The sequence below is a fragment of the Ideonella sp. P3_A4 genome (genome assembly GCF_056403075.1).
Map to the genome: position 1 here is coordinate 1 of NZ_JBFUGE010000001.1, position 17,613 is coordinate 17,613.

At 65.1% G+C, this 17,613-nt stretch carries 18 protein-coding genes and 1 tRNA gene; 16 read left to right on the plus strand and 3 right to left on the minus strand.

The annotated features are described in order from the left end of the window. The first annotated feature begins 36 nt into the window (after positions 1 to 36). The 15 genes from rplO to AC1DYI_RS00075 all read left to right on the plus strand — a co-directional run bounded on the left by rplO (position 37) and on the right by AC1DYI_RS00075 (position 13,806). A complete protein-coding gene (rplO, locus tag AC1DYI_RS00005) occupies positions 37 to 468 on the plus strand; it encodes a 50S ribosomal protein L15 (protein ID WP_477202019.1) in 432 nt (143 codons plus the stop codon). A gap of 38 nt (positions 469 to 506) precedes the next feature. Continuing rightward, complete coding sequence (gene secY / locus AC1DYI_RS00010; protein WP_477202020.1) at positions 507 to 1,817, plus strand: preprotein translocase subunit SecY; 1,311 nt, start codon at positions 507 to 509, stop codon at positions 1,815 to 1,817. A gap of 32 nt (positions 1,818 to 1,849) precedes the next feature. Next, a complete protein-coding gene (gene infA / locus AC1DYI_RS00015) occupies positions 1,850 to 2,068 on the plus strand; it encodes a translation initiation factor IF-1 (protein WP_089416251.1) in 219 nt (72 codons plus the stop codon). A 40-nt stretch (positions 2,069 to 2,108) separates the two neighbouring features. Next, positions 2,109 to 2,222, plus strand: coding sequence for a 50S ribosomal protein L36 (rpmJ, locus tag AC1DYI_RS00020; RefSeq protein WP_058933616.1), 114 nt, complete (start codon positions 2,109 to 2,111; stop codon positions 2,220 to 2,222). Positions 2,223 to 2,254: 32 nt separating this feature from the next. Further along, on the plus strand, positions 2,255 to 2,620 hold the full coding sequence (gene rpsM / locus AC1DYI_RS00025; protein WP_329718981.1) for a 30S ribosomal protein S13: 366 nt from the start codon (positions 2,255 to 2,257) through the stop codon (positions 2,618 to 2,620). Between the two features lie 34 nt (positions 2,621 to 2,654). After that, the gene (gene rpsK / locus AC1DYI_RS00030; protein WP_324157739.1) at positions 2,655 to 3,059 is read left to right on the plus strand and encodes a 30S ribosomal protein S11; all 405 of its coding nucleotides are present in this window, start codon (positions 2,655 to 2,657) and stop codon (positions 3,057 to 3,059) included. A gap of 205 nt (positions 3,060 to 3,264) precedes the next feature. Beyond that, on the plus strand, positions 3,265 to 3,888 hold the full coding sequence (rpsD, locus tag AC1DYI_RS00035) for a 30S ribosomal protein S4 (protein ID WP_477202021.1): 624 nt from the start codon (positions 3,265 to 3,267) through the stop codon (positions 3,886 to 3,888). Between the two features lie 148 nt (positions 3,889 to 4,036). Further along, a complete protein-coding gene (locus AC1DYI_RS00040; protein ID WP_477202022.1) occupies positions 4,037 to 5,023 on the plus strand; it encodes a DNA-directed RNA polymerase subunit alpha in 987 nt (328 codons plus the stop codon). A gap of 115 nt (positions 5,024 to 5,138) precedes the next feature. Continuing rightward, positions 5,139 to 5,534, plus strand: coding sequence for a 50S ribosomal protein L17 (gene rplQ, locus AC1DYI_RS00045; protein WP_477202023.1), 396 nt, complete (start codon positions 5,139 to 5,141; stop codon positions 5,532 to 5,534). Between the two features lie 138 nt (positions 5,535 to 5,672). Further along, on the plus strand, positions 5,673 to 7,577 hold the full coding sequence (gene dsbD, locus AC1DYI_RS00050) for a protein-disulfide reductase DsbD (RefSeq protein WP_477202024.1): 1,905 nt from the start codon (positions 5,673 to 5,675) through the stop codon (positions 7,575 to 7,577). A 31-nt stretch (positions 7,578 to 7,608) separates the two neighbouring features. Then, positions 7,609 to 7,685, plus strand: a tRNA-Met gene (locus AC1DYI_RS00055). A gap of 202 nt (positions 7,686 to 7,887) precedes the next feature. Further along, positions 7,888 to 8,220: a preprotein translocase subunit YajC gene (gene yajC, locus AC1DYI_RS00060; protein ID WP_477202025.1), complete on the plus strand. Its 333-nt coding sequence runs from the start codon at positions 7,888 to 7,890 to the stop codon at positions 8,218 to 8,220. 84 nt (positions 8,221 to 8,304) lie between these two features. Then, positions 8,305 to 10,203 carry a protein translocase subunit SecD gene (secD, locus tag AC1DYI_RS00065; RefSeq protein WP_477202026.1) on the plus strand — a complete coding sequence of 633 codons (1,899 nt, stop codon included), beginning with the start codon at positions 8,305 to 8,307 and terminating at the stop codon, positions 10,201 to 10,203. Positions 10,204 to 10,243: 40 nt separating this feature from the next. Then, positions 10,244 to 11,284 (plus strand): protein translocase subunit SecF, encoded by a 1,041-nt coding sequence (secF, locus tag AC1DYI_RS00070; RefSeq protein WP_477202027.1) that lies wholly within the window; start codon positions 10,244 to 10,246, stop codon positions 11,282 to 11,284. 38 nt (positions 11,285 to 11,322) lie between these two features. Then, the gene (locus AC1DYI_RS00075) at positions 11,323 to 13,806 is read left to right on the plus strand and encodes a DUF1631 family protein (RefSeq protein WP_477202028.1); all 2,484 of its coding nucleotides are present in this window, start codon (positions 11,323 to 11,325) and stop codon (positions 13,804 to 13,806) included. A 67-nt stretch (positions 13,807 to 13,873) separates the two neighbouring features. Here AC1DYI_RS00075 and AC1DYI_RS00080 read toward each other — a convergent pair whose 3' ends face one another. The 3 genes from AC1DYI_RS00080 to AC1DYI_RS00090 form a co-directional block, all read right to left on the minus strand. Continuing rightward, on the minus strand, positions 13,874 to 14,353 hold the full coding sequence (locus AC1DYI_RS00080; protein WP_477202029.1) for a Smg family protein: 480 nt from the start codon (positions 14,351 to 14,353) through the stop codon (positions 13,874 to 13,876). 119 nt (positions 14,354 to 14,472) lie between these two features. Next, on the minus strand, positions 14,473 to 15,618 hold the full coding sequence (gene dprA, locus AC1DYI_RS00085) for a DNA-processing protein DprA (protein WP_477202030.1): 1,146 nt from the start codon (positions 15,616 to 15,618) through the stop codon (positions 14,473 to 14,475). 43 nt (positions 15,619 to 15,661) lie between these two features. Continuing rightward, a complete protein-coding gene (locus tag AC1DYI_RS00090) occupies positions 15,662 to 16,819 on the minus strand; it encodes a LysM peptidoglycan-binding domain-containing protein (RefSeq protein WP_477202031.1) in 1,158 nt (385 codons plus the stop codon). Positions 16,820 to 17,097: 278 nt separating this feature from the next. Between AC1DYI_RS00090 and def the strand changes: the two genes are divergently transcribed. After that, on the plus strand, positions 17,098 to 17,613 hold the full coding sequence (gene def, locus AC1DYI_RS00095) for a peptide deformylase (protein ID WP_477202032.1): 516 nt from the start codon (positions 17,098 to 17,100) through the stop codon (positions 17,611 to 17,613).

Consider the following 17,613-nt stretch of genomic DNA (forward strand, 5'->3'; position numbering starts at 1 on the left):
GTGCTGTAAGGCGCCCACCGCACGAGGAAGAGCAACATGCAACTGAACACGATCAAGCCGGCCTCCGGCTCCAAGCATGCCAAGCGCCGTGTCGGCCGCGGCATCGGCTCGGGCCTGGGTAAGACTGCGGGCCGTGGCCACAAAGGCCAGAAGTCCCGTGCGGGCGGCTACCACAAGGTGGGCTTCGAAGGCGGTCAGATGCCGCTGCATCGTCGCCTGCCCAAGCGCGGCTTCAAGTCGCAGCTGCTGAAGTTCAACGCCGAAATCACGCTGCTCGAACTGCAGACGCTGGGCGCGGACGAAGTGGACCTGCTGACGCTGAAGCAAGCCGGCCTGGTGGCCGATCTGGTCAAGAACGTCAAGGTCATCAAGTCCGGCGAGCTGACCAAGAAGGTCACGCTCAAGGGCATCGGTGCCACCGCGGGTGCCAAGGTGGCGATCGAAGCCGCTGGCGGCTCGCTGGCCTGATCCCGGCCTGACAACCGACTCGAAGGACACCCACCCTCGTGGCAACCTCCCCGAATCAGCTGGCCAAGACGGGCAAGTTCGGCGACCTGCGTCGTCGGCTGGTCTTCTTGCTGTTGGCGCTCGTGGTCTACCGCATCGGCGCACATATTCCTGTGCCGGGCATCAATCCGCAGCAACTGCAGGCCTTGTTCCAAGGTCAGCAGGGCGGCATCCTGAACCTGTTCAACATGTTCTCGGGTGGCGCGCTGTCGCGGTTCACGGTGTTCGCGCTGGGGATCATGCCGTACATCTCGGCCTCGATCATCATGCAGCTGATGAGCTACGTGGTGCCGACGCTCGAAGCGCTGAAGAAGGAAGGTGAGTCGGGTCGTCGCAAGATCACTCAGTACACGCGCTACGGCACGCTGCTGCTGGCCGTCTTCCAGTCGCTGGGCATTGCGCTGGCGCTCGAAGGCACCGCAGGATTGGTGATCGCCCCGGGCTTTGGTTTCCGTGTCACGGCGGTGGTCAGCTTGGTGGCTGGCACGATGTTCCTGATGTGGCTAGGTGAGCAGATCACCGAGCGGGGCCTGGGCAACGGGATCTCGATCCTGATCTTTGGCGGTATCGCCGCTGGTTTGCCCAATGCGATCGGTGGCCTGTTCGAGCTGGTGCGTACCGGTGCCATGAGCATCATCGCTTGCCTGTTCATCATCGCGATCGTGGGGGCAGTGACCTTCGCCGTCGTGTTTGTCGAGCGGGGGCAGCGCAAGATCCTGGTGAACTACGCCAAGCGTCAGGTCGGCAACAAGGTGTATGGTGGCCAGTCGTCGCACCTGCCGCTRAAGCTAAACATGTCGGGCGTGATCCCGCCGATCTTCGCGTCGTCGATCATCCTGTTGCCGGCGACGGTCGTGGGTTGGTTCGCCACCGGCGAAGGCATGCGTTGGCTGAAGGACATCTCGTCGGCGCTGTCGCCGGGTCAGCCGATCTACGTGTTGCTTTACGCCGCGATGATCGTCTTCTTCTGCTTCTTCTACACGGCGTTGGTGTTCAACAGCCGTGAGACGGCAGACAACCTGAAGAAGAGCGGCGCGTTCATTCCGGGCATCCGGCCGGGTGAGCAGACGGCCAAGCACATCGACAAGATCCTGTCGCGGCTGACGCTGGCTGGCGCGATCTACATCACGCTGGTCTGCCTGCTGCCTGAGTTCTTGGTGCTGAAGTACAACGTGCCTTTCTATTTCGGTGGCACCTCGCTCCTGATCATCGTGGTCGTCACGATGGACTTCTGGGCGCAAGTGCAGTCGTATKTCATGAGTCAGCAGTACGAGTCTCTGCTGAAGAAGGCGAATTTCAAGGCCAGCTGAACCGACTCGGCCAGCTGCCAGCAGAAAWAACAATGGCGAAAGACGACGTCATCCAGATGCAGGGTGAGATCCTGGAAAACCTGCCCAACGCCACCTTCCGAGTGAAGCTGGAAAACGGGCATGTGGTTCTGGGTCACATCTCCGGCAAGATGCGGATGCACTACATCCGCATCCTGCCGGGCGACCGGGTGACTGTCGAACTGACCCCATACGATTTGAGTCGCGCTCGGATTGTTTTCCGCGCAAAGTGAATAACGTTCCAGAGCGTTTGGACCCCTCCCGGAGAAGACCATGAAAGTCTCGGCCTCGGTCAAGAAAATGTGCCGCAACTGCAAGATCATCCGCCGTAATGGCGTGGTTCGCGTGATCTGCACCGACCCCCGCCATAAGCAGCGCCAGGGTTGAGCCACGGCTGACAGCGAATCGAAGGAAGCACAATGGCACGTATTGCTGGTATCAACATTCCGCCGCACAAGCACGCGGAAATTGGCCTGACGCACATCTACGGCGTCGGCCGCACGACCGCTCAGAAGATCTGTGACTCGGTGGGCATCGCCTACTCGAAGAAGATCAAGGACCTGACCGACACCGATCTGGAAAAGATCCGGGAAGAGGTGGGCAAGCTGACGATCGAAGGCGACCTGCGCCGCGAGATCTCGATCAATATCAAGCGCCTGATGGACTTGGGCTGCTACCGCGGCTTCCGCCATCGCCGTGGCCTGCCGATGCGTGGTCAGCGCACCCGCACCAACGCCCGCACCCGCAAGGGTCCGCGCAAGGGTGCAGCAGCGCTGAAGAAGTAAGCGTCGCCCACGGTACTAGGAAAGAGAACACAACATGGCCAAAGCACCTGCCAACACCGCCGCGCGGCGTGTGAGCAAGAAGATCCGCAAGAACATCGCGGACGGCATTGCCCACGTGCATGCTTCGTTCAACAACACGATCATCACGATCACCGACCGCCAAGGCGGTGCGCTGTCGTGGGCCTCGTCGGGCGGTCAGGGCTTCAAGGGCTCGCGCAAGTCGACCCCGTTCGCCGCCCAGGTCGCTGCTGAAGTGGCTGGTCGTGCTGCGCAAGAACAAGGCATCAAGAATCTGGACGTTCGGATCAAGGGCCCGGGCCCTGGCCGCGAATCGTCGGTGCGCGCCCTGGCTTCGCTGGGCATCCGCATCAACTCGATTTCGGACATCACCCCGATCCCGCACAACGGCTGCCGCCCCCAAAAGCGCCGCCGGATCTGAGCGCAGCAGGGTTGTGACGACCCTGCTACAATCGAGAGTTTCCCGAATGCCGACCGCCGGAGTGATCCGCGGTCGGCTTCCTTACTCCCAAGCCCACCGTCTGAGCGTCAATTACAACATTCGCCAGACTCGCGCGCCGGTCCGAATCGTTTTCAACGAATCCGACCACTGGGCGCGTCAGTAACACACCTAAGAAGGAAGCAACGTGGCACGTTACCTCGGCCCCAAGGCCAAGCTGTCCCGCCGTGAAGGCACCGACCTGTTCCTGAAGAGCGCCCGCCGCGCCATCAGCGACAAGGCCAAATTCGATTCGAAGCCCGGCCAGCATGGCCGCACCTCCGGCTCGCGCACCTCCGACTTCGGTCTGCAGCTGCGTGAAAAGCAGAAGGTCAAGCGCATGTATGGCGTGCTGGAGCGCCAGTTCCGCCGCTACTTCGCCGAAGCCGACCGCCGCAGGGGCAACACCGGCGCCAACCTGCTGTTCCTGCTGGAATCGCGCCTGGACAACGTTGTTTATCGCATGGGCTTTGGCTCGACCCGCGCCGAAGCGCGCCAGCTGGTCTCGCACAAGGCACTGACGGTCAACGGCGAAGTCGTGAACATCCCGTCGTACCAGGTCAAGGCCGGCGACGTGATCGCGATCCGCGAAAAGTCGAAGAAGCAACTGCGCGTCGTTGACGCTCTGAAGCTGGCCGAATCCATCGGCCTGCCGGCCTGGGTCCAGGTCGACGCCACCAAGCTGGAAGGCACCTTCAAGAAGGTCCCGGACCGCGACGAATTCGGTGCCGAGATCAATGAATCGCTGATCGTCGAGTTGTACTCACGTTGATGCCAATTTGGCGCGTGCGTGCCACTGCGCGCATGCGGCCCACCCCGCCGCGGCAAGCCGGTCCCGCGGCGGGTTTTTCGTGCTCCGGTGTGGTCCGCCAGCCTTATCGGTGTAACGAGCCGAGGGTATTGAGAGGAACAGGACTTACATGCAAACCAATCTGCTGAAACCCAAAGCCATCGTTGCGGAGCCGCTCGGCGGCCACCGCGCCAAAGTCACGCTGGAGCCGTTCGAGCGTGGTTATGGCCACACGCTCGGCAACGCGCTGCGTCGCGTGCTGCTGTCGTCGATGGTGGGTTACGCGCCGACGGAGGTCACGATCGCCGGCGTGCTGCATGAGTACTCGACGATCGACGGCGTGGCCGAAGACGTCGTGCACATCATGCTGAACCTGAAGGGCGTGGTTTTCCGCCTGCACAACCGCGACGAAGTCACGCTGGTGCTGCGCAAGGAAGGCGAGGGCCCGGTCACCGCGGCCGACATCCAGACCCCGCACGACGTTGAAATCGTCAACCCTGAGCATGTCATCGCCAACCTGGCCCAGGGTGGCAAGCTGGACATGCAGATCAAGGTCGAGAAGGGCCGTGGCTACGTGCCTGGCAACCTGCGCCGCTACGGCGATGAGCCGACCAAGTCGATCGGCCGCATCGTGCTGGACGCTTCGTTCTCGCCGGTCAGGCGCGTCAGCTATGCGGTCGAAAACGCCCGCGTCGAGCAGCGTACCGATCTTGACAAGCTGGTGATGGAAATCGAAACCAACGGCGCCATTTCGCCGGAGGAAGCGATCCGCGCGTCGGCCAAGATCCTGGTTGAACAGCTGGCCGTCTTCGCCCAGTTGGATGTGGGCGACATTGCCACTTTCGACCAGCCGGCCAAGAGCTCGGCGGTGTTCGACCCGATCCTGCTGCGCCCGGTCGACGAGCTCGAGCTKWCGGTGCGTTCGGCCAACTGCCTGAAGRMCGASAACATCKWCTACATCGGCGACCTGATCCAGCGCACCGAGACCGAGCTGCTGAAGACCCCGAACCTGGGTCGCAAGTCGCTCAACGAAATCAAGGAAGTGCTCGCTTCGCGTGGTCTCACGCTGGGCGCACGCCTCGAGAACTGGCCGCCCCAGGGCCTGGACAAGCGTTAACTGAAAAAGACGGCACAAAACGCCGTCCAAGGAACGGGCCGCATCTCGGTGCGGCCCGGTGCAACCCCTGGTACCTGATCCGGCCAGGGTTCAATAAAGAAAGGAAAGCACCACCATGCGTCACCGCCACGGACTTCGCAAACTCAACCGCACCAGCGAACATCGCCAAGCGATGCTGCGCAACATGTGCGTCTCGCTGCTGCGCCACGAAGCCATCAAGACCACGGTCCCCAAGGCCAAGGAACTGCGCCGCGTCGTCGAGCCGCTGATCACGCTGGGCAAGGAAGCCACGGTCGCCAACCGCCGCCTGGCTTTTGCCCGCCTGCGTGACCGCGACATCGTGACCAAGCTGTTCAACGAACTGGGCCCGCGTTACCAGACCCGTCCGGGTGGCTACACCCGGATCCTGAAGATGGGCTTCCGCGTCGGCGACAATGCGCCGATGGCCTATGTCGAGCTGGTCGATCGCCCTGACGTGGCGGGCGAAGCGGTCGAAGGCGTCGCCGAATAAGTCAAGAATCCTCTTTCCGAGGTTTTCGCAATAAAAGGGCCAGCTATGCTGGCCCTTTTTGCTTGGTCTGCACGGCCCATCAGGCTGCTGCATCGGAAGGCGCGGAACCTGCGCCGCCCTGGTCTCTCAGAGAACGACATGATCCGACCGCTGAATTGGCTCCATCGCTTCGCCAGCCTGCTGGCCATGCTGTCCCTGGCTGTGCTCGGTTTGCTGGCTTCGGCTGCGGCACACGCGGCCGATGACTTCCTGGAGCCCGAGCAGGCGTTTCCGCTTGACGTGCGCGCCGCCGGCCCAAAAGAGTTGCTGCTGACTTTCCGCACGGTGCCCGGCTACTACCTGTACCGCGAGAAGTTCCACTTCAACACGACCGAGGCATCGGTCGGTGAGCCGGTGCTGCCGGCTGGTCATGTCAAGTTCGACGAGAACTTCCAGAAGAACGTCGAGACCTACCACGGGCCGCTGGAGGTGCGCGTGCCGGTGACCCAGGCCGCCGCTGGCGGCTTCACGCTCGACGTGGTATCGCAAGGCTGTGCCGATGCCGGCCTGTGCTACCCGCCGCTGACGCGCCAGGTGCGTGTGTCGCTGACCGGCTTTGGCGGGGATGGCACGGCCAGTTTGGTCGGCGCGCCGCAGGCGAGCACAGGGGCTGATGGCGCCACCGCCGGTGGGCTGTTGAAGTCCGCCGCGCAAGCGTCGCCGCAAAACGCCAGCTCGACCGCTCCCGCGGACTCGTCAGACAACGACGGCGACCGCGTGCAGCAAGTGCTCAAGAGCGGCTCCTGGTGGGCCGCTGTGGGCGCCTTCTGGCTGATGGGGCTGCTGCTGGCCTTCACGCCATGCGTGCTGCCGATGTTGCCGATCTTGTCGTCGATCCTGACCGGCGGGGCGGAGGTGTCGCGTCAACGGGGCTTCTTGTTGGCGGTCTCCTATTCGCTCGGCATGGCCATGATCTACACCGGGCTTGGCGTGGCCGCCGGACTGGCGGGTGAGGGCCTGGCTGCGACGCTGCAAAAGCCGGCGGTGTTGGCCGGCTTCGCGCTGATGCTGGCCGTGTTCTCGCTGTCGATGTTCGACGTCTACGAACTGCGCCTGCCGTCGGCCTTGGCCACGCGACTGGATGGCGCCTCGCGGCGTCTGCCTGGTGGTCAGCTGGTCGGCGTGTTCCTGATGGGCGGGCTGTCTGCGCTGATCGTCAGCCCTTGCGTGACGGCGCCGCTGGCGGGGGCCTTGCTGTTTCTCAGCCAAACGCGCGATGTGGTGCTGTCGGCGAGCGCCCTGTTTGCGCTGGCCGTGGGCATGAGTACGCCGCTGCTGTTGCTGGGCGCTTCGGCCGGCGCCTGGTTGCCCCGCTCGGGCACCTGGATGAACGTGATCAAGCGCTTCTTCGGCCTGGTGCTGCTCGGTGTCGCGCTGTGGGTCGTACAGCCGGTGTTGCCAGCAGCGGCGGTGTTGGCCCTGTGGGGCGCTTTGCTGCTCGTGTCGGGCTTCATGCTGCGGCCCTTCGACGCCAACCCGCATAGCGCTGCGCCACGCGTCTGGTTGCAGCGCGCGGCGGGTGTGGCCGCCTTGGCGTGGGGCGTGATGCTGCTGGGCGGTGCTGCTTCGGGTGGGCGTGATCCGCTGCAGCCGCTAGCCCACCTAGCCTCTGCTGGGGAGGGAGCCGGACCGCGCGGCGCGGCGCCGTCCCTGGCTTTCATGCATGTCAAGAGCGTGGCCGAGCTGGACGCGCAACTGCAACGAGCGGGCCGCCCGGTGATGCTGGACTTCTATGCCGACTGGTGCGTGTCCTGCAAGGAGATGGAGCGCTTCACTTTCAGCGACCCGCAAATCCAGGCGCGTTTGTCGAAGGCGCTGTTGCTGAAGGCCGACGTCACGGCCAACAGCGACGATGACCGCGCGTTGTTGAAGCGCTTCCAGCTCTTCGGCCCACCGGGCACGATCTTCTTCGACGCACGCGGCAGCGAGTCACGCGATGCGCGGGTCATTGGCTTCCAGAACACGGCCCGCTTTGCAAAAAGCTTGGACGCGGCTGGCCTCTAACGCAATTGCATGCTATAGTCCGTCTTTCTGTCGCGGGGTGGAGCAGTCTGGTAGCTCGTTGGGCTCATAACCCAAAGGTCGCAGGTTCAAATCCTGCCCCCGCAACCAAATTTCAGCCGACGCCACGGTTGCCATCAAGCCCTCTCTACCCGGTGTAGCGAGGGCTTTTTGTTTTCCCGATAGCGGTGCGCTGCAGCGGGTTTGTCCCAAGGTTTTCGGCTGGGCCGAAGGCTTGATTCGGCCCCACAGCGCCACAACTACAATGCCGCGCCCGCCGACTGGCGCGCTGCCACTGAAGAAGGAAACTCTCGTGTTCATTTCCAACGCCTACGCCCAAGGTGCAACGCCTGCAACCCCTGGTGGCTTGGCCGGCTTCCTTCAGGGGCCGTTTCCGATGTTCATCGTGCTGTTCGCGGTGATGTACTTCGTGATGATCCGCCCGCAGATGAAGCGGCAGAAGGAACACCGCGCCATGATCGACGCGCTGGCCAAGGGTGACGAGGTGGTCATCGGTGGCGGCGTGATCGGCCGTGTGGCCAAGATGGGCGAGAGCGTGCTGCACATCGAGGTGGCCAAGGATGTCGAAGTCCAGGTCCAGCGCTCGTCCGTCGTTCAGGTGCTGCCCAAGGGCACCTACAAATAAGCCTGCTGGCAACCCGGCGCATCTCCGCATGCGCCTGGCCGCGGCTGCTGATGCGGCGGGCGGTCCACGGCACGAAAGCCTGACATGAATCGATACCCTCTGTGGAAGTACCTGCTGCTGGCCTTCGCGCTGGCCGTGGGCCTGGTCTATACGCTGCCCAACTTCTTCGGCGAAGCGCCGGCGGTGCAGGTCTCCAGCGGCAAGGCGACGCTGAAGATCGACGCCTCGCTCGTTGGGCGGGTCGAGCAGGTGCTGCAAAGCGCCAGCATCCAGCCCGACTTCGTGCAGTTCGAGGGCAATTCGGTCAAGGCCCGCCTGCACGACACCGACACCCAGATCAAGGCCAAGGACGCGATCAGCAAGGCGCTGAACGGCGACCCGAACGACCCCTCCTACATCGTTGCGCTGAACCTGGTCTCGCGCTCGCCGCAGTGGTTGAGCAGGCTGCATGCGCTGCCGATGTACCTGGGGTTGGACCTGCGCGGCGGCGTGCACTTCCTGATGCAGGTCGACATGAAGGCCGCGCTGACGAAGAAGGCCGAATCGCTGACCGGCGACATTCGCACCACGTTGCGCGACAAAAACATCCGCCATGCCGGCATTGCGCGCGAAAGCAACAGCGTCGAAGTGCGCTTCCGCGACGCTGAGACTCGCACGGCTGCACTGACGGTCCTGAATGACACGCAGCCTGACGTGATCTGGACCGAAGGCTCGGCAGCCAATGGCGACCTGCTGCTGACCGGTGCGCTGAAGCCCGAGGCGATGCGCAAGGTACAGGATGCGGCGCTGAAGCAGAACATAACCACGCTGCACAACCGCGTCAACGAGCTGGGCGTGGCCGAGCCGGTGATCCAGCAGCAAGGCACCGACCGCGTGGTCGTGCAATTGCCCGGTGTGCAGGACACCGCCAAGGCCAAGGACATCATCGGCCGCACCGCCACGCTGGAAGTGCGACTCGTCGATGACTCAGCCGAAGCCGCGACAGCGGCCGCTGGCGCTTCGCCGGTGCCCTTCGGTACCGAGCGCTATGTCGAACGCGGCGGCGGCCCGCTGATCGTCAAACGCCAGGTCATCCTGACCGGCGAGAACCTGACCGACGCCCAACCCGGCTTCGATGACCATCAGCAACCGGCGGTGCACCTGACGCTGGACGCCAAGGGCGCACGCATCTTCCGCGACGTGACGCGTGAGAACGTCAACAAGCGCATGGCCATCCTGCTGTTCGAAAAGGGCAAGGGCGAGGTCGTGACGGCGCCGGTGATCCGCTCTGAAATCGGCGGTGGCCGCGTGCAGATTTCCGGTCGCATGACAACGCAAGAAGCCAATGACACGGCGCTGCTGTTGCGCGCCGGTTCGCTGGCGGCGCCGATGGAGATCATCGAAGAGCGCACGATCGGCCCGAGCCTGGGCGCCGACAACATCGCCAAGGGCTTCGCGAGCGTGACCTATGGCTTCGCCGCGATTGCAGTCTTCATGTGCCTGTACTACCTGCTGTTCGGCATGTTCTCGACGCTGGCGCTGGCCTTCAACCTGCTGATGCTGATTGCGGTGCTGTCGATGATGCAGGCCACGCTGTCGCTGCCCGGTATCGCGGCGATTGCGCTGGCACTGGGCATGGCAATCGACTCGAACGTGCTGATCAATGAGCGCGTGCGCGAAGAGTTGCGCGGCGGCGCATCGCCGCAAGCTGCCATCAGCGCCGGCTACGAACGCGCCTGGGCGACGATCCTGGACTCGAACATCACCACGCTGATCGCAGGTCTGGCGCTGCTGGCCTTCGGCTCCGGCCCGATCCGTGGCTTCGCGGTCGTGCACTGCCTGGGCATCCTGACCTCGATGTTCTCGGCCGTGATGTTCTCGCGTGGCCTGGTCAACCTCTGGTACGGCCGGCAGAAGAAGCTGAAGTCGGTGTCGATCGGCCAAGTCTGGCGACCGGAGGGCTCGGCCCTGCCGGCCACCACCGACACGGCCGATCAGGCCTGACCCGCGCCGCACGCGACGCTGAATCCACAAAGGTCATTCCATGGAATTCTTCCGTATCCGGCGCGACATCCCGTTCATGCGGCATGCGCTGGTGTTCAACATCATCTCGGCCCTCACGTTCTTTGCGGCGGTGTTCTTCCTGGTCACCCGCGGCCTGCATTTCTCGATCGAGTTCACCGGCGGCACGGTGTCCGAGATCCACTACGCGCAAGCGGCCGATCTGGCCCATGTGCGCGAGGCCGTCGACAAGCTCGGCTACGGCGAAGTGCAGGTGCAGAACTTCGGCACCTCGCAGGACGTGATGATCCGCGTGCCGGTGCGCGCCGACGTCAAGCAGGCCGAGATCGCACAGCACGTGTTCGATGCACTGTGCGCAGCCGACACGGGTGTGGTCGGAAAGAAGACCGTCACCACGCCGAAGGGCGAATTGGTGACGCGGCCTTCGTGCACGCAGGCCGGCGGCGTCGAACCGTTCGAGCTGTCGCGTACCGAGTTCGTTGGGCCGTCGGTCGGCGCCGAGCTGGCGCAGGACGGCGCGAAGGCGCTGGCCTTCGTCGTCATCGGCATCATGATCTACTTGGCGATCCGCTTCGAGTGGAAGTTCTCGGTCGCCGCGATCATCGCCAACTTGCACGACGTGGTGATCATCCTGGGCTTTTTCGCCTTCTTCCAGTGGGAGTTCTCACTCTCGGTGCTGGCGGCGGTGCTGGCGGTGCTGGGCTATTCGGTCAATGAATCGGTGGTGATCTTCGACCGGATTCGTGAGGCCTTCCGCAAATACCGCAAGATGAACACCCACGAGGTGATCGACCATGCGATCACCTCGACGATGAGCCGCACGATCATCACCCACGGCTGCACCCAGATGATGGTGCTGTCGATGCTGCTGTTCGGTGGCCCGACCCTGCATTACTTTGCGGTGGCACTGACCATCGGCATCCTGTTCGGCATCTACTCGTCGGTCTTCGTGGCCGCGGCGATCGCGATGTGGCTGGGTGTCAAGCGCGAAGACCTGGTGAAGTCGGGCCCGGCCAAGGAAGGCGGCGACCCGAACGACCCGAACGCCGGGGCGGTGGTGTAGAGTCAAACGCCTCCACTCGGCCTGCCGCACCGACGCACATGCCCGCTCCCTCGGCCCAGACGAGCCTGCTCGATCAAGCGCGACTGTTCTACGCTGAACGCCTGGTCAAGGAGTTCCAGCCCTGGGCGGACGCGGCTCTGGCCGGCGCGCAACTGCTGAACGAAAAGCCAGCCGAGCGCACGATCGCGCAGCAACGGCGCGATATGCTTCAGGACCTGATGCGCCACGGCGGTCAGTGGCCAGCGCGCCTGGCCGATCAGGTGCGGCAACAGATCGCAGCTGGTGGTTCCATGACCGCTGCCAGCGCGAAGCCCACGGGTCCAAGCAGCGGGCTCGACCTGAAGCTGGTCGACGACGACACGATCCAGTACGAGATCCTGGTGTCACGCCTGGCCCAGGGCATGCTGGACAAAGGCATCTGGGAATACAACGACCTGCGCGCCCGCCTGCTCGCGCTCGCGCGCCAACCTGAGTTGGACGAGCACGACCTGTTTCGCACGCCGGTGTTGGCGCAGACCGTCGTCAGCGCCTGGACAGCTGCCGGCCTGGCGCTGGAATCGTGGCGCGGCCTGGAAGAGGTTCTGATCAAGGCCTGCGCCAAACCGATCGAAGGCGTCTGGAAAGAAGTTAACAAGTGGCTGATCGACCATGGCGTGATGCCCGAGGTCGACCTGCGCGGTGCAATCCGCAAATCGGACGGCACCTCCACGTCGCCCGGCCGGCTGGATGAAGTTCCGCCGACACGCACAGGGGCCAGCACGCGCTTTGCCGACACGGCCACCTCGACGCCGTCGGCCCCGATGCCGTCTACCGGCGGCCGCTCCAGCGTCTACGGCGCCACGGGCTACGGTGCCGGTGGGGCGATGACCGGCGGCGGCGCCAGTTCTTCGGGCGGCGGCGCAGCCGCTCAAGGCGCGGGCGCGCCAGGTGAACCGTTTGGTGGGCCGCGGCCGCCGCAGAGCATCCTGCACGGCCACAGCATCGAAGACGAAACCCGGATGATGACCCGGCAGGCCGGCGGCGGCTCAGCGCGGGCCGACGTCGTGCTGGAGCATTTCTCCGAGGTGATGGAGCGTCACCTGCCAGGCTTCCGCGACACCGCGCATGCCCGCCCCGCGTCGGCGCGCCTGTCCGATGCGATGAACCAGGCCCAGCAGCGCCTGGTGCAGCAGGCCGGCGGCCCCGCGGGGGATGGTGCGGTTGCTGGCGGCGTCGCCGGCCCGGGTCCAACGCCGGAAGTGTTGCTGCAGGAACTGCGCGAACGCCAGGTCGCGTTGAAAGCGGCGGCGACCACGCCGGCCGAGCGGGCCACGGTCGAGCTGGTCGCGCTGCTGTTCCAAGCCATCCTGACTGAAGAGCGCATCCCGGCCCAGCTGCGTGTCTGGTTCGCACGGCTGCAGATGCCGACGCTGCGCGTCGCGATCGCCGAACCCGACTTCTTCTCCACCGCCGACCACCCGGCGCGCCGCCTGATCGACCGCATGGGCGCCTGCGTCATGGGCTTCGAAGGTGGTGCCGAGGTGCTGGGCACCCCGCTCGAGGCTGAGATCAAGCGCGTGGTGCAGGTCGTCGAGGCCTTTCCGGACACCGGTCGCCGCGTGTTCCAGACCGTGCTCAACGAGTTCGAGAAGTTCCTCGAAGGCTACTTCCGCGACTACAACGAGAAGAGCCGGGCCGGCGTCTCGCTGGCTCAGCAGGTCGAGCAGCGCGAGACGCTGGCGATCCAGTACACGATCGAGCTGCGCAAGCTGCTGGGTGACGTGCCGGTGCACGAAGGCATCCGCGAGTTCATGTTCCACGTCTGGGCCGATGTGCTGGCCACCGCCGCCGTGCGCCATGGCCCGCAGAGCGCCGAGGTGAAAACGGTGCGCGCTGCGGCCAGCGAATTGCTGTGGACGGCCAGTGCCAAGACCTCTCGCGAAGACCGCGCCGAGGTGATTCGCCGCCTGCCGCCGCTGCTGACCACGTTGCGCCAGGGCATGTCCTCGGTCGGCCTGGCCGCCGAGAAGCAGGACAACGCGATCAAGTCGCTGAACTTGGCTTTGACGGCCGCCTTCAGCGCTCGCTCGACCGCGATCAGCCCGCAGCAGCTGGACGAGCTGAAAGAGCGCCTCGAGATGATCGAGGAGCTGCTGCCCGACGAAGAGGTCGAGATCGACGAAACCTGGGTGCTCGACAGCGGCAGCCACCAGCAGGAAGGCCTGGAGATCGTGGCCGATGGTGGTTCGATGCCCGGTCCGGCGATGCTGCAATGGGCGTCCGAGCTGCAGCTGGGCGCCGCCTTCATGCTCGAGTACCGCGGCCGTCACCAGTCGGTGCGTTTGGTCTGGCAAGGCATGAGCCGCCAGCTGTCGCTGTTCTCGGCTGCCGACGGTCGTTGTGTGCTGTTCCAGAAGGCGCGCCTGGCGGCTTTCCTGCAGGCAGGGCTGCTGGTGCCGTTGCAGGACGAATCGCTTACCGTGGCAGCGACGCGCAACGCAATCGAGAAGATCAAGGCCGACCCCGCTCGCCTGTTGGCCTAGCGCCGCGCGCCCCAAAAGCAAACGGCAGCCTCCAGGGCTGCCGTTTTCGTTTCCGGGGTCGTTGACTTCAGTGGATCAATCGGTCTTCGGGCGCGACGAACAGTTCGTCGAGGATCAGCGCGTCGGGCTCTTCGCCCAGACTCCAGAAAACCATCAGCACGATGATCTTCAGGTCGTCCAGCTCCAGCGGGCCGGAGCCCACCGCGGTGGCGCGATCGATCACCATCTCGCGCAGCGGCGGCGTCAGCACGCCGGCGGCTTCGAGAAAGCTGATGAAGCCGATCGATTCGTCACCCAGCAATTCCTGCTCTTCGCGCAGGTAGACGCGAATGCCGGCCGAGGACTGAGCCAGTGGTGCGGCGCCGGTGGGTGCTTCTGCGCTCAGTTCGCCCGTGCGCATCGCCAGGCCGTCCAGCCAGTGCAATGCTTCTTGGATCTCGTCCGACTCAAAGCCCACGGCCGACAGTTTGCGGCTCAGCTGTGCGTGGTCCGGGCAGGCGTCGGGCCGCCAGTAGTTTTCGTACAGGTAGACCAGAACGTCGAACATGGATTGACTATACCCGAGTGCCCTGGGCCGGGTCGGCGGCAATTGGCGGGAATCACCCGGGGTCATCCGGGCGTTGGCGTGCTGTTTTCCGCGGCCTGGCGGATGCTCGAAAGATCGGATCAGCCGGTGCCGCGGCGCTGGAACAGCCCGCCCGGCAGGCGGGCCAGCCTGCCATCGAGCTCCATCTCCAGCAGGCGAGCTTGCAGCTCGGCGGTCGGCCAGCCCAACCGTGCCGACAGCGCGTCGAGCGTGACCGGGTCGTGGCCCAGCGCGGCGAGCAGCGGGTCGGGGCGCTGCGTGCTGCCACCGCCTTCCGTGGCGGCTGATGTGCTGGTCACCGATACGGGAGGCATCGGCAGACGCAGCTCCTGCACGATGTCGTCGGCGGTTTCGACCAGCTTGGCGCCGTCCTTGATCAGCCGGTGGCAGCCACGCGACTGCGGGCTGTGGATCGAGCCAGGGATCGCGAACACCTCGCGCCCGCACTCGACGGCCAGCCGGGCGGTGATCAGCGAGCCCGACTGGACGGCGGCCTCGACCACGAGCGTGCCCAGCGTCAACCCGGCAATGATGCGGTTGCGGCGCGGAAAGTGGCTTGGCAGCGGCATGCTGCCGAGCGCAAATTCGCTCAACATCAGCCCCGCCTCTTCGCTGAGGCGGTGCGCCAGCGCGTGGTGGCGCTTGGGGTAGACACGGTCCAGCCCGGTGCCGACCACCGCGATGGTGCCGCCGCCGGTGCCTGCGCCGTCGAGGGCGCCTTCGTGGGCGGCACCGTCGATGCCCAGCGCGAGGCCGGAGACGATCACCATGCCGGCCTGGCTGAGGTGGGTAGCGAAGGCGCGCGCGTTGTCCAGCCCGCCCGGCGTCGCATGGCGGCTGCCGACGATCGCGATCGAGGGCCTCGTCAACAAGTCGATCCGGCCCTGCGCGTACAGCAGTAGCGGCGGATCGGCGGTTTCCAGCAGGGCCGGCGGATAGGCGGGGTCACCCAGCGTCAACACATGGCGCCGAACCGGGTCGGCGGCCAACCAGGCCTGGGTGGTGTCAAACAGCGCGGCCGGATCGAGGCTGGGCTGCTGCAATGCCTGTGCAGCGTCCGCACCGGCAATTTCTCGCCAAGCGCCGGGGCCGGCGGAAACCGCTTGCTCTGGCGACCCGAACGCCGCTAGCAGACGCCGTGCGGCGCCTGGGCTGAGGCCCGGTGAGTGGACCAAGCGCAGCCAAGCCCGCAGTTCTTCGGCGGGCAGGGCAGTGTCGGGTGGCATGGCGAAAGACGGCGGCTGGGCCGCCGCCCAGGCCGAAGGGCGATCAGGGCTGGGTGAACAGGTCGCCGGCGGTGACCGGATCCTGCACGTTCAGGATCAGGGCGTACGACACGCGCTCAAACACGCGGAACACGAACATCAGGCCGTGACGCTCGTCCGGTAGGCGGATCAGTTCGCGTTTGTCTTCGGTGTTGTCGACACGCTGGGTACCGGCGCGCCAGACGGCCATCACGTGGCCACGCTCCATGCCGTCGCGGGCCCCCTTGTTCAGCGAGACGATCTGGTTCTGACCGGCGTTCAGGCCATCGCCGTAGACCGAAATGATGCGGCCCGACATCGGTGCGCCAGGTGCGTGCGGGGCGAACGGGTCGACATCGCGCGCCGGCGCGGGCGACAGGCGGTCGCCGATGTTCACTTCTTCGCGCAGGTTGGTGACGGTGATCGTCGCCGGGATGATTTCGGTCTTGCCGTCCGGTGTGGGGCGAACTTCGCCGGGCCTCACATAGTCGGCCGAGCCGACATAGCGGGCCTCGAAGCCCAGCACCTCCTGCGTGATGGGGTCGACCAGGGGCTTCGGCTCCCGGAACAGTTGCCAGTTGCGGGCCGCCGACAGGTCACCGCGCACGTAGGCGTTCTCGCCCTTGGACACGATGACCCGGCCTTCCTGGGTGGCGACCACGCGCGGCGCGGTGGCCAGCGTGTTGCTGTCCAGCACCACGGCGTCGTTCAAGAACGGGCCGATCAGGTGCATCGGCACCGACGCGATCGCGTCGCTCGGCAGCTCCTCGGCGCGCACCCGCGGCGACAACTTCTCGTCGCCGATCGGCTTGGCGGTGCGCAGGCGGGCGCGGCCGCCGGTCTTGTCCAGGTACAGGATCTGGCCCGGATAGATCAGGTGCGGGTTGCGGATGTCGTCCATGTTCATCCCCCACAGCTCGGGCCAGCGCCACGGGCTCTTGAGGAACAGCTTGGAGATATCCCACAGCGTGTCTCCACGCTTGATGGTGTAGCTGTCCGGCGCATTGGGCGACAGCTCGGACAGCGGCACACCGGTTTCGGCCACCTGCTGGGCGGTGGCTCGTTGGCCCGGGGTGATCGGGTAGGTGGCGGCCCCGGCTGACGCCGCAGCGCCCAACCCCAAGGACACGGCCACGAACCAGCTGGAAGGCGGCACAAGGGGCAGACGCGCGAATCGGCTCATGAATGGACTCTCCCGGGCGACGAGCCGGAAATCAAAGGCAGTGCAACAATTCCGGTTGCGCAGACGGCGGCCAGACCCCTTGCAGGGTCGGGCTTCAAGCCGTTGCTCAGCCGAAACCAAAAGCTAATGAAGCTCCGCAAATTCTGCCCCTAAAGCATTGATATCGCAAACAAACTGGCCTGCACGGTGCAACCCTTTGTCACCTGGGCGGGCCGCAAACGTTGCGTGCTGTTGACAACCTGGGGCAAGCCCCAAGGCCTTCATGGCCCACCGAACCCATGGCCCTGCTTTCGATCCTGCGATACCCTGACCCCCGTTTGCACACCGTGGCGGCGCCCGTCACCGAGGTTGACGATGCCACGCGCCAGCTGGTCGATGACATGCTGCAAACCATGTACGACGCCGACGGCGTCGGCCTCGCGGCGACGCAAGTCGACGTGCACCGCCGCATTCTGGTGATGGACACCTCCGAGCAGCGCGACGAGCCGCGGGTGCTGATCAACCCCGAGTTGGTGAGTACCAGCGAAGAGATGATGGTCGGCGAAGAAGGCTGCCTGTCGGTGCCGACGGTGTACGACGCCGTGCCGCGCCACGCCAAGGTGACCGTGCGTGCGCTGGGCCGCGACGGCAAGCCGTACGAGTTCGACGCCGAGGGGCTGACGGCGGTCTGCGTGCAGCACGAGATGGACCACTTGCTCGGCAAGGTGTTCGTCGAGTACCTGAGCCCGCTCAAGCGCGAACGCATCAAGACCAAGATGCTGAAGAAGACCCGCGACGAGCAAAAGCATCGATGA